The sequence below is a fragment of the Neorhizobium sp. IRS_2294 genome, from assembly GCF_050500145.1.
Classification (GTDB): Bacteria; Pseudomonadota; Alphaproteobacteria; order Rhizobiales; family Rhizobiaceae; genus Neorhizobium; species Neorhizobium soli.
In genome coordinates, this window is sequence record NZ_CP191439.1 from 2,239,306 (window position 1) to 2,250,942 (window position 11,637).

10 protein-coding genes and 1 pseudogene are annotated in these 11,637 nt (G+C 53.3%); 6 read left to right on the forward strand and 5 right to left on the reverse strand.

Annotated elements, in window-relative coordinates; genetic code table 11:
* Nucleotides 1-299: 299 nt before the first annotated feature.
* From ACQY1K_RS10835 to ACQY1K_RS10855, 5 genes are all read left to right on the forward strand, one after another.
* On the forward strand, nt 300-974 hold the full coding sequence (locus ACQY1K_RS10835) for a DUF5343 domain-containing protein (protein ID WP_430257335.1): 675 nt from the start codon (nt 300-302) through the stop codon (nt 972-974).
* A complete protein-coding gene (locus ACQY1K_RS10840; protein WP_430257336.1) occupies nt 967-1,443 on the forward strand; it encodes a TIGR02391 family protein in 477 nt (158 codons plus the stop codon). The genes ACQY1K_RS10835 and ACQY1K_RS10840 overlap by 8 nt, the downstream gene beginning before the upstream one ends.
* A 422-nt stretch (nt 1,444-1,865) precedes the next feature.
* Nucleotides 1,866-2,669, forward strand: coding sequence for a M10 family metallopeptidase C-terminal domain-containing protein (locus ACQY1K_RS10845; protein WP_430257337.1), 804 nt, complete (start codon nt 1,866-1,868; stop codon nt 2,667-2,669).
* Between the two features lie 1,007 nt (nt 2,670-3,676).
* The gene (locus ACQY1K_RS10850; protein ID WP_430256717.1) at nt 3,677-3,841 is read left to right on the forward strand and encodes a Flp family type IVb pilin; all 165 of its coding nucleotides are present in this window, start codon (nt 3,677-3,679) and stop codon (nt 3,839-3,841) included.
* A gap of 341 nt (nt 3,842-4,182) precedes the next feature.
* Nucleotides 4,183-5,321, forward strand: a protein-coding gene (locus tag ACQY1K_RS10855) for an IS3 family transposase (RefSeq protein WP_430257338.1) whose coding sequence is annotated in 2 segments (ribosomal slippage) — nt 4,183-4,450 and nt 4,450-5,321 — 1,140 coding nt in all. Because the reading frame shifts where the segments join, the coding sequence is not laid out codon by codon here.
* 404 nt (nt 5,322-5,725) lie between these two features.
* Here ACQY1K_RS10855 and ACQY1K_RS10860 read toward each other — a convergent pair.
* Together ACQY1K_RS10860 and ACQY1K_RS10865 are read right to left on the reverse strand one after the other, a co-directional pair.
* Nucleotides 5,726-6,922 (reverse strand): MFS transporter, encoded by a 1,197-nt coding sequence (locus tag ACQY1K_RS10860; RefSeq protein WP_430257339.1) that lies wholly within the window; start codon nt 6,920-6,922, stop codon nt 5,726-5,728.
* A 286-nt stretch (nt 6,923-7,208) separates the two neighbouring features.
* Complete coding sequence (locus ACQY1K_RS10865) at nt 7,209-7,583, reverse strand: DUF4440 domain-containing protein (protein WP_430257340.1); 375 nt, start codon at nt 7,581-7,583, stop codon at nt 7,209-7,211.
* Between the two features lie 412 nt (nt 7,584-7,995).
* Here ACQY1K_RS10865 and ACQY1K_RS10870 point away from each other — a divergent pair, with 412 nt between their 5' ends.
* Entirely contained in the window at nt 7,996-8,451 is a 456-nt protein-coding gene (locus tag ACQY1K_RS10870; RefSeq protein ID WP_430257341.1) for a hypothetical protein, read from the forward strand.
* A gap of 651 nt (nt 8,452-9,102) precedes the next feature.
* On the opposite strand, the pseudogene ACQY1K_RS10875 reads toward ACQY1K_RS10870, so the two are convergent.
* The 3 genes and pseudogenes from ACQY1K_RS10875 to ACQY1K_RS10885 all read right to left on the reverse strand — a co-directional run.
* Nucleotides 9,103-9,248 (reverse strand): annotated as a pseudogene (locus ACQY1K_RS10875) (transposase domain-containing protein); the annotation flags it as partial.
* A gap of 180 nt (nt 9,249-9,428) precedes the next feature.
* Nucleotides 9,429-10,286, reverse strand: coding sequence for a hypothetical protein (locus ACQY1K_RS10880; RefSeq protein ID WP_430257342.1), 858 nt, complete (start codon nt 10,284-10,286; stop codon nt 9,429-9,431).
* A 352-nt stretch (nt 10,287-10,638) separates the two neighbouring features.
* Nucleotides 10,639-11,592 (reverse strand): toll/interleukin-1 receptor domain-containing protein, encoded by a 954-nt coding sequence (locus tag ACQY1K_RS10885; RefSeq protein WP_430257343.1) that lies wholly within the window; start codon nt 11,590-11,592, stop codon nt 10,639-10,641.
* Nucleotides 11,593-11,637 lie beyond the last annotated feature (45 nt).

Consider the following 11,637-nt stretch of genomic DNA (forward strand, 5'->3'; position numbering starts at 1 on the left):
GTTCTCAAGACGGGTCCTTGTCTATCCCGTTAGACCCTGAACAACGTCCCTGGCCAACGCCCGGCACGAACAGTCATCGCGGGCCCGCCCAACTCTGTTGGTGACGAATAACACCGGACCCGTGAGGTTCCCTGTGCGGAACGTCGAACAGGGAAATTTTCACCCGCAAATCAACCACCGAAAAATATCTGTTTATGAAGTACGTCTGCGACGGTCCTACTCCACAACCAAGACTTGATTCGGTTGACTAACTTCGTGGCTCGCGTGATTGATCGATCACTCGATTCAAGGAGAATTCTATGGCATCGCATCCGTATATCTCTGGCGCGGGCAACATCACACAGATGATTGGTTTCCTGCGTAAGAATTTTCCTGCGACCGTGTCTTCCGATACTGTCAAGAAATACCAAGTTGCTTCGAACAACGAGAGCTATGTGATCAATGCCCTGCAATTTCTCGGGGTCATCGACGAAGAAGGGAAGCGCACAGAAAAGGGACACGAAGTATTTGTCTTGCCTCCAGAAGAGTTCGAAAAGGCATTCGCATCTCTAGTCCGTGAGGCATATGCGGACCTCTTTGAAATTAGGGGTGATGATGCTTGGACTTTGACTAAACCCGAACTGACAGCGTATTTCCGCACCAACGACAAGACCAGCGAAGTCATCGGCGCGAGGCAGGCGGGGGTCTTTCAGGCGTTCAGCAGCCTCGCGGGAAACGAGCAGCAGGCGGCTCCCTCCAAATCCCGTGCAACCGCTTCCAATGGCAACTCCAAGACCCCGAAAGCAAAACCTGCAAAGGCCAAGTCAGCTCAGACCGCCGCGGAGCCTGTCTCCGTTTCCTTGCCAAACCACACATCATCTAAAAGAGATATGGCGCTGACGGTGCGGATCGAGATCAATCTGCCAGCCGAAGGATCGCAGGAAACTTACGACAACATCTTCAAAAGCATCAAGGCCAACCTGATCGATGTTTAAGAACCTCACTCGGTTCGAGCGGATCGCCAGAACGGCGGGAAATTTTGGGAGCACACCCCAGTCGTCAGTGCCGACCGCCCATCCATTCGACGAGCGAAACATTCACTCTGCAATCACCAAAGTCTCAAAGGCTCTTTTCGACGACGGACATTATTCGCAGGCGACTTTCGAAGCCTTCAAGTTCCTAGACACTCATGTAAAAAAAATCTCAGGTGTTAGCGACAGCGGTCATGGTCTTATGATGAACGCGTTCGGAGAAAAGAACACTAAGATCAAGCTGACAGAGATGCTCACCCAGAGCGAGCTGGACGAACAGAGCGGTTATAAATTCATATTCGCGGGTTCTATGTCGGCGATTCGTAATCCGAGGGGACATGAGATAATTCACGACACGATAGATCAATGCCTCGATCATCTCTCGATGGCCTCGACTTTGCTCCGGCGGCTTCAGGACAGGAAGTCACCGTGACCTTGCAGCGGCGGCCGAAATTGAATTCACCCCTCGCATAAGCGTTTGGAGCTTTCTTTTCCGGTCTGCATGTGCGGAATCCGACTTCATCTGACGAAGAATCCAGACTTGTGCGAGGAGAGTCCAGCCTGTTGTGGCGATGGACATAAATGGTGGGCCCAGAGAAAGTCGATTAGCGCAGCGAAAACAACAGCGTTCGGCCCAAAACGCCCCTCTGCCCTCCCCTGGATCTTATTGCGATTTTTTGAACGCCCCCCTCGCAAGATCAGCTATGAAACCGACCTCCGGTGTAATCAAAATGCCGCCCCCGCTCCCCTCCTCATATGGCTTTCAAATGACGGTGTCCATCGCCGCTGACAGATGTTGTCAAATGCCAAACTTTCGCTATTGCTAGTCCCGTGCAACTTGGAGGAGCAGAAACATTGACCGAGATCGTAATCACAAAGGTATTGAACTCTGTACCTGAGGGGTCAAAAGCTGGAACAGTGCTCGCCACGGTTTCGACGTTCCCTGAGCAGGCAGGCGTCACATATACGATGCAGTCCGAGCTTTATGGTGATCACGGATCTACGCTTCAGGACAACTCCTTCAGCATATCGGGCAACCAGATCCTCATCGCGGGGAAGTTCGATTATGAGCGGATGGAAGCGCTCGAGCTGCATATTTTGATACGCGTTTCAGCCCATCTCGACGGCCAAATACTGGAAACAAAAGGAATTCTGTACGACGTCTCCGACGTGATGGAAGACATAAGCGGCACGCCCGGCAACGATACCCTCAGTGGCAGTTTCGGTATGGATAAGCTGTTGGGCGGCGCAGGAAATGATAAGCTCATAGCCTTTGACGGAAACGACATTTTGTACGGCGGAATGGGGAAAGACTATCTTTCCGGCGGACAAGGAGCAGACACGTTTCTGTTCAAGTCGATCAAGGAAAGCACAGCCACTGCGTTCGACGTCATCACTAACTGGGAGCACGCCCCTAAAGGCGGCATCCGAGATCACGTGGATCTTTCCCAAATAGATGCGAACGCGAAGGTAGCTGGGGATCAGGGTTTCGACTGGATCGGCACCAAGAAATTCACTGGCCACGCTGGCGAGCTTAGATATGAAAAACACGGGTCATATTCTATGGTGTATGCCGACGTGAACGGCGACAAAAAAGTAGATTTCGCCATCAAGTATGACGATGCCGTAACCCTCTACAAGGACGACTTCCTGCTCTAGCGAGTGACATCTTAGCGCGGATGCGGGCCTCACCAGAGAAATTCGAGTCCCAATTGGACGGCGAAATAGCTGAATTTCGCAAGCGGAAACAACGAAGACCCGCATAGGTGCGGGGTTTCAAGGCCGCTTTGTTATGCTTCGAGTTTTTAGACGATCCCCGCACCGTTCACGAATAGTCGTCGCAGCAGTGGCACTAGCTACATCGGATGAATTAAGCCCAAAGTGCTTTCAGTTGCGGGAATAGCCTACCAGCCTCAACTTTGTAGCACGCTGCCACCGTTCTGGATCGGGCCTTACAGCTCGCGTCTAAAACAGAAAAGACGCTAGCGCCAAATGGTATCTTCTCTTTGACGGACGGCTACATCATTCCCTACAACCCACAAAGCAACTCGATATGCCGGTCCGCTATGGAGGGGACCGACCTCATGCTCTCTTTGGAACCTCCTGAAGCCTTCCCAAAATTGGTTTGGCTCCTGCAGATTTACATCACACATGGACGCACCGTGGAGCTAAAGCATTTCCGAAGTTACTACGAGCGACTCGACGGAATGGCATCCATCAGTGCCTCTCGGGCTGCTAACTGGCTCTGACAAAGATGGAATTTCCGGAACCTCGTGACAAAATTCCGGAAACTTGCGTCCGGCTACAATGAGGCTACGAAGCAATAGATAAAACAATGGTGGGCCCGGAGAAAGTCGATTAGCGCAGCGAAAACAACAGCGTTCGGCCTAAAACGCCCCTCTGCCCTCCCCTTGATCTTATTGTGATCTTTTGAACGGTCCCCTCGCAGTATCAGCTATGAACAAGACCTCCAGCTGTACAGGAACCCACTGGCACGATCGCTACATTCGCGAAGCCGACTATTTCTCGCAGCGAGACGTCATTAAAAATTAACCGATCCCTTTAACCGAATAGCATCATACGTCTGGTAGATCCGAAATGCGTTGAGACAGTCCGTCCAACGGAAAGGATCAAAGGAGATTCCTGTGTCGATATTTGCACGTTTCATGAAAGACGAATCTGGCGCCACTGCTATCGAATACGGGCTCATCGCAGCGTTGATTTCGGTTGCCCTCATCGGTGGTGCAACCACCCTCGGCGGCAAACTCAACACCCAGTTCACAAACCTAGGCAACAAGCTCAACTGCACCGCTGCCACTGATAAGTGCTGATCACTTTCTGCGGCGCGATCTTAACGTCAAGTTAGTCCTTGAGGTTGTACGCGAAGAAATGGACGCCATTTTGGTTTCCAGCACTCAACTCACCGAGCAAGAGAAATCTTTGCTCGGTTTTTTCGTTCAGGACGCGAACACACGGGAAGCGTTCGCGGAACCGCGCAGGAACCTCTGATAGATTTCTGCAGTCTCCAATGGCGGCACAGTTGCGCGCATTCGGATACCCTGTCTCGATCAAGATCTTGCGTGCGAAGAGAGGTGGCTCGGGAAATCTGCACAGCGGGGATAAGTGGAATTTCTGCCTGACTTCGGCTTAGATGCCAGGAACAGGAGATACCATGACGAGACGACCGCGCCGGAACCATAGCCCGGCTTTCAAGGCAAAAGTGGCGCTCGCCGCCATTCGAGGCGAGCAGACGCTGGTGGAACTGTCCCAGCAGTTCGACGTGCACGCCAACCAGATCAAGCAGTGGAAAGACCAGCTCCTTGAGGGAGCGACAGGCGTTTTCGGCGATGAAGCGAAGGCGGAACCGGCGGGTCCAACCGTCGATGTCAAAACGCTGCACGCCAAGATCGGGGAGCTGACGCTGGAGAATGATTTTTTAGCCGGAGCGCTCGGCAAGGCGGGATTGCTGAGCGGAAAGAAATGATCGACCGCGAGCATAAGCTATCCGTCGTGCGCCAGGCGAAGCTTCTCGGCTTCAGCCGTGGCAGCGTCTATTATTCGCCGCGTCCGGTGTCTGACGGCGATCTGGCTCTGATGCGCCGGATCGACGAGTTGCATCTCGACTACCCATTTGCCGGAAGTCGGATGTTGCAAGGGCTCTTGAGGGGAGAAGGGCTGGAGACTGGGCGGCTGCACGTCGCCACGCTGATGAAGAAGATGGGCATCGAGGCGATCTACCGTCGCCCGAACACTTCGAAACCGGCTCCCGGTCACAAAATCTATCCGTATCTCCTCCGCAAGCTGGCGGTCACCCGCCCCAACCAGGTCTGGGCGATGGACCTGACCTACATCCCCATGGCGCGGGGCTTCGTCTATCTTTGCGCGGTCGTCGACTGGTTCAGTCGGAGGGTTTTGTCGTGGCGGCTGTCGATCACGATGGAAGCAGCCTTCTGTATCGAAGCGGTCGAGGAAGCGCTTGCCCGCTACGGAAAGCCGGACATCTTCAACACCGATCAGGGCTCGCAGTTTACCTCCGTCGACTTCACGGCGGTGCTGAAAAAGGCTGAGATTGCCATCTCGATGGATGGCAAGGGTGCGTGGCGGGACAACGTCTTCGTCGAGCGGCTCTGGCGTTCGATCAAATACGAGGAAGTCTACCTCCACGCCTATAAAACAGTGTCCGAGGCCCGCGCTGGCATCCGCCGCTATCTGACCTTTTACAATAGCCGACGCCCACATTCATCCCTTGACCGGAGGACGCCGGATCAGGCCTACTTCAACGCGCTGGCACCAATGATGGTGGCGGCATAATCGAGGTGGAAATCCACTTAGCGAAACGCCCGAAACTGTTCAGACAAACCGAGCCAGCTCTTCACTTCCGGCTGCACTCAAAACTAAAATTTCCGGAACCTCGTGTCAAAATTCCGGAAATTCGCGTCCGGCTACAATAGTGAAGCGATATCAATGACTAAGAAATGAGGTTGTGCGTCTCCAGATAAGTCCGGATTCAGCTTTGCTGATTTCATTGCAAGAACCATAAGCCGCCACATTTCGTGGCTGGACTCGTCGTCGCATAAGCACGGATTCAAGGCGGCCATCGTCGCACAAGTCCGGACTCAGCATTTGTTATTGCCACCCATTATCAGATCGCGGCTGGCTTCGAGCGTAATGCGTCGATTTGCGGCGTTATAGAGCAAGTTCCACAAAGCGGCGCATTAGTTCTCGATCGGTGTGCGTCTCCGCTTCACCAAGACATCAACCAGCACGACACTGAGTAAGATAACGAGCCCGCAGCCGACGTATAGGTCGGCCTCTGTCGATGAAGGAAGTGTGATTGGCACAAGATATATCAACCCACCGAAGGCGCTGCTGAGCAGCGTACTGAAACCTTGCGCCCTGCCTATCATCTGGTTGTCGATTACGATCAGGAAATTGGCGCTGGCCAGCGATCTGCTGACGCTCCAAAGCATCCCAGAGGCGCAGTATATGATCATTGCTACGAATGACGTCTGCGAGTACGAGAAGGCGATCAGCGACAGCGCCGATAGAACAAGGATTGTGGTCGCCCGTCGTCTCAGAATCTCAGCAACCCGCCTTCCAGACAAAAGCAGGGCCGAGGCCGCGCCTGCGAGTGCGGCAACCATTTCGAGCGTCCCAAAGAGCGAGCTGTCGCCGTGGAGGCTGTTAGTTACAAAGCCTGGTAGGAGAAGGTTCGTCACCTGAAGGATCGAGTATGAAAGACCAGTGAAAAGGACGGCAGCAAAGCATTCCGGCTGTCGACGAAAGTAGCGGAGAGCTTGCAGGTTCGAGGCGATGAAACTTCCTTTGGCGGTTCCATGCGAGTGCGATTGCGATGTGGGTAGCATACGCAGCAGCCCAATCGAAACGAAGGTAATCGCACTGAAGAGATACGCAGCGGAGCTGCTTCCGAGGTAGTACAACGCGATCCCAGCCGCTCCGGTGCCACATGCTATTCCTACCTGTTTAGCTACCGACATCCTCAGGGAGAAGCTCGCCCGTTCCTCTGCTGGCACTAGACGTTGAAGCAGACCGCCTAGCGAGCCGGATAAGATCGCAAAACCGAATGCTCCTCCAATGCCGGAGGCAATGAGCAATATTTCCCCGATGAAAGCAGAGGAACCGTCCGCAAATCCTACTATGAGCATTGCAGCCGCGCGCGTCGCTTGTCCTGTGGCGGACATCACTCTTCGGTCGTGTTTATCGACTAGATGACCCGCCAATGGTGCGAGAAGAATTCCAGCAAGACTGGATGTAAGCAAGACAAGGCCAACAAGCTTTGATCCTCCAACCTGAAAAGCGATCCACGACGGCAGAACGATTCCGACACCTACCAACCCGAAGGAGAGGACCGTGAAGAGTGCAAACGCGATCTTTTGTTGGTTTGTGCGCATCTGAAAATCCGAGGTTCGATGCTTTGAATGATGAGGGGCGTAGCTAGGAAAAGTAAACCACAGAACACCACTGTCTTTTGCCACTCGACAATAAACACCATATCGTGCCGGACATCCTTCGCGCGCCGAGCGCCCGACGACGACGGCGGAGATCGGGGACAGGTTTGCGAACGAGAGCGATCTCGGAAGCGAAGTGGAACGCTGGAATCTGCTCTCACCAGTAGGTTTTCGGCAACGCCATCGGCATCAAGCCATCAACCGAGAGCCGCGTTATCTATGGCGGCGTTTACGTCCTGACTGTACCTTGATGGAAGAACATCTGCCACTTGAGCCCGTCGTACTTCCAGACGGAGCTTCGCAGCACAAGGCGCCTAGAACCATCCAGATACGAGCGCTCCGTTTCATATGTCAGAAGCACAGCGTCGTTCGAGATAGGCTTCAGGGCGTAGTTCGCTGTTCGAAGGTCGCCTTCATCGGTACCACTCTCCTGCGCGAGAAGATCGATGATGGCTGTTCGGTCGTACACGCTTCCAGATGCTCCGAATTCCACAAACCCATCGGCGAGCAACGTTTCGACGGCTTCCCGTGACCGCCTTATCTCTGGGCGGTGAAGGGCTTCTTCGAGAGACTGGATTTCCTCAAGGCTCGGAACGCTGGTCAAGGCTGGCACCTCCTTAGCGATACCGTTTGAATGTACCTGTGATCTTACCTTATGCAACCATCGTTCCTGCGGTTCACCGGTTCGTGGCAGTGTCTACCCCTCGGTGGTTATCGTCAGCAACGTAGCCACCAAGAACACTGTGGTCGAAAATCTCGAAATGCCCCGACACTGTAATTAGACCGATTTCATTCCCATAGTCGCTGAATAAAGTAACCTGCGAAACTGTATTTCTCCCGAGAAACGAGCCACAATCGAGGATGGCGCCGATTTTCGTCGAACTGCAACGAACTGAGGATCGTGTTTTATGTTAGTTCAATGTTCCGATTGCGGTTTCACATATGTTGATGACGAACCAGACGATGTGCACCGTCATGCTAGGCAACACGAAGAAGTCACCGCGCCAGACAGGCCGATGCCGAACCAAACGTTCGCGGCTATGACTGACCCTGAAAGCGGTTTGATCATCTTCAATGCGAACGACATGGATCTCCTGCACTACACGCTTGATCGGATTTCCCATCGCTTCAAACGCGAGATGGAATATGATCAAAGCGGCTGGGCTCCAAAAGGTCGTCAGATTGAACCAGGAGCGACTGGTGTTTTGTTTTGTGACGCAGAAGGTAGGGCGCTCGGCGGGGCTGGCATCTATACCAACACGCCGTACAAGGATGTCACACACATGATCGGTTGGATTTGGATCGCTCCACCATACCGACGTAGTGGCGTGTTCTCGCGTGTTCTGCCCGGACTTGCTAAACGTTATCCCGGCGCGCTGATAAACTTCCCTTACAGCGAAGCAATGGAGCGCTTCGCCGGAGGCTCGCCTTACATAGTTCGCAAATTCGGACTGCTATACCTGATCGACTAGACAATGATCACGTAGTGTAAGCGGTGTTTCACTTCCGCGTGGACAGCAAATCCTTGATCGGTGTTGAGCATCCGCAGCCAACATGGAAAAGCAACTATCTTGCCATCAGGGTGGCTTGCACCTTCGGGGGAGGAGCATCGAATTGGAAGATGACGACAGCGGTCCAAGCCTAGCTCGTGGCCTTTTCAGAGTTGGCGTTCTATTAGGATGTGTTGCTTTCGTGCTGTTCTTCTTATGGGGAACCTACAGTTCAAGCGCCGCCCTCAGCCGCCTATCAGAAGCGGCGAGAGACTTCTCCTATACAGAAAGGTGTGATGCCAATGGAAACCCGACGAATACGGGCGAACCAAATTGCATCGACCTTGGTCGCTACCTGTTTGTCTATAGCCCTGCGATGAAAGCCTTTCGAAAAGCGTGCTCCGGGAGTGACGAAGCCCCTGACGTCATAATCCTGGAGGAAGATAAAGCGCCAAGGATCGAAATCCAACGAGTAGAAAAGGCCTTCAGGTTTCGATCCCGCAATGGCGCAAATGTCCCCTGCCTGCCACCCCATCCGACGCCGTGAGAAGGAACCGTCCATGTCGTGGTGAGAGTTTTGCCCATCGGGCATTGTTGCTGCTAGCCTATTCCGTTTGAGGGCAGAAATCTCGGTTACAGCTTATCGATCTGGGTTTGCTTTCGAACGTTCACGATGACAGTGAGCGTCGCGGTCAGAAAAGCCAGTGGATGGGCGGCATTGAGCTTGCAGCTCTCGATGGGTGACGCATAGTCACCCTGTTTTCCTCTTCAGCGTCGTGATGTCAGGACCATAGCCCAGCCTTTGAATTATCCGGAAATATGTAGCAAATGCCACAAGAGTTCAAACAAGCGCATCTCACGAAAATTCAACTGCTCGGACGAAGGCGCTGTGACAAGGTAGCCTCATAGCCGATATCGTCGGGGTAGCTGGGCGGATGATAGGCAGGTCGCTAATTTGACTAGACTCCGCCCTCCGACACTTGGCCTCGCAGGCGATCAAGCGCTACAGGAGCGCAGGCCCACACCTGCCGAAACGCCGACGTTTTTTCGGCTGCATCACGGGTTTTCGCACAGAGCATACCGACTACGTCGAGTGTACGCTCGTAATTGGACACCACAGGTTTGCAGATCAGGTCCTTGTGGTGTGCAACGTTATTTCGAAAAGTCCGGACGAATTCGACGCCTTCGTGCAAGTCGTCGATGTTTTTATCTCTAGGGAAGCCAGCGATGATGGTATGAAGGTCGGCCTTCCAAAGATGCGGATGAAACTTCTTTGTGAATACGTTGACCCAGAAACCAAACATAAGTTCGCTAGTGATGTAGTCGGAAAGATCGCCTCTGCGACCCTTTTCTATCTCGCCTTGATAAGCGTCGTTGAGTTGCTCTGCTAGCCCCGATTTGCCCAGTCTGTAGGTGATCAGGTCATCGTTGCGGTACCACTGTTTACCGTATTTGGCCGCGAGGCGGCGCATTGCAAGGTTTCGGATAGCGACCTCGGTGAGGTGCAAGGTAGGAAGAAGTGAGCCAGCAACCGCTGCATTCCAGGTGTGGAGGCGAATTGCCAGCCGTAGATCGTTGTCGACCAATTCGAGATAGCGTTTTAGACGCGCAGCGGATATCGTTTTCTTGATTTTATCTAATGCGGCATTCGGCAACGAATTTAAATCTTGCAGAAGGGCATCCGCTGCCTTATATGTAGTGCATGCGCTTGCGGGTTCCATTTCTGCTTCGGCAGTTAAATCCCCGTTTGACACAGATATGGGGGCTGGGCCTAAGGGTGCCAGCCCTCCTTTGTTTTCAGACACCGCGTCGTTCATGCAAGTCTCCTCAAAAATCTATAATAATCCTCATGTAGGGAATTCCGAGCCATAATTCGAAGGAATTAAGGTTATGTGTCATATGGCGGTGTCGGGGCTTCAATATTTGCTATCTTGACAGGTTTGGTCGTGACGTGGCTTGCGATCGCCAACTTCGTGGCATTTGCTACGCAATTCCGGAAATATGTACCAGCGTGCCAGCCCAATCGGCGGGGATATCGGTTCGCTTACATTCTGGACAACGAACGGACGAGATAGGCCTGTCGTCACGTACGACCTCTCGCCGCTCTTCCAGCGTTAGCAAATCCGTATCAAATCTATGCCCGCAGTTCAGCACTGGAACCGCTTGGGCTCAGTCATATTCAATGCCCGCATGACCGATGAATTCGAGCCACAGGGCTTCCGCAACCTGGGGTGCGTCGTACTTGCTTTCGTCTCGACCCATCATGCCGCCAAAGCCCAAGGTGAGGTACATGTTGTAGTCATCGGCGGCGACACGGATGGCGCCATTCGAGGTTCCGCTGTCGGCATGTGCTTCGAAGACATAGTTGATGTCCCCGAAATGATGCCGTCTGCCCTTGCTGTTGTGTACGGTTATGTTCGCTTCCCGACCTCCCTTGATCCCGCGGTTGACGACCGTGCAGGTGAAAGAGCCATCGCTCATGCGGTGAAATTTCGCCCTCAGGTCTTCGATTCCGCTAATCTCCTCACAGGAGCTTCGAAAATAGTCGCTGATCACGCCGAACGCCTGATCGGTGAAATCGCTTTTCTGTATTGAATCGAATTCCTGCTTGATCTTTATCCGCCGCGACGAGGCCGCCGAAGGTGCGACGTTTGTACCGTCGTGTGTTGCCGCAGGCTGTGGCGCGCCAGAGCTAACCAATCGACGAATTCCAGAGACAACATCGAGGTAGGCGACGTTTGAGTTCGTCCATTCCGAGATTGGCTTTCCGTCTTTTGGAAGTGCAAGGAACTGGCTGAATGGGGAAGAAAGCCAATCACAAGGTTCGACGATAACCGGAAGGATCTGGAGTTCGCCAGACTCGGCCATGCGGAGGGCCGCTTCGAACTCCCGGTCGTAGCAGTAGTTGGAAGCTAGGTAATCTGGGCTGACAAGAGCAATGAATACGTCACTGCGCTCAAGGGCGTTTGCAACCTCGCTGTCAAGTCTTTTGCCAGGCGTGATCTGGTGATCCGTCCACGTTTCGACGGCACGCTCCTTCTGTAGAAGGGCCATGTGCTTGTGCAGCCTTTCCAGATATTTCTCGTCGGCATGCGAGTAGGAGATAAACGCTGTTAAAGCCAAGCTACACCTCATGAGACAATCTCGATAGACGTACAGCTTATGCCG

Bases quoted from the DNA above. Each gene is read 5' to 3' on its own strand.
- ACQY1K_RS10870 (WP_430257341.1), top strand. From the start codon at position 7,996: ATGCCGAACCAAACGTTCGCGGCTATGACTGACCCTGAAAGCGGTTTG.
- ACQY1K_RS10860 (WP_430257339.1), bottom strand. From the start codon at position 6,922: ATGCGCACAAACCAACAAAAGATCGCGTTTGCACTCTTCACGGTCCTC.
- ACQY1K_RS10840 (WP_430257336.1), top strand. From the start codon at position 967: ATGTTTAAGAACCTCACTCGGTTCGAGCGGATCGCCAGAACGGCGGGA.
- ACQY1K_RS10850 (WP_430256717.1), top strand. From the start codon at position 3,677: ATGAAAGACGAATCTGGCGCCACTGCTATCGAATACGGGCTCATCGCA.
- ACQY1K_RS10880 (WP_430257342.1), bottom strand. From the start codon at position 10,286: ATGAACGACGCGGTGTCTGAAAACAAAGGAGGGCTGGCACCCTTAGGC.
- ACQY1K_RS10835 (WP_430257335.1), top strand. From the start codon at position 300: ATGGCATCGCATCCGTATATCTCTGGCGCGGGCAACATCACACAGATG.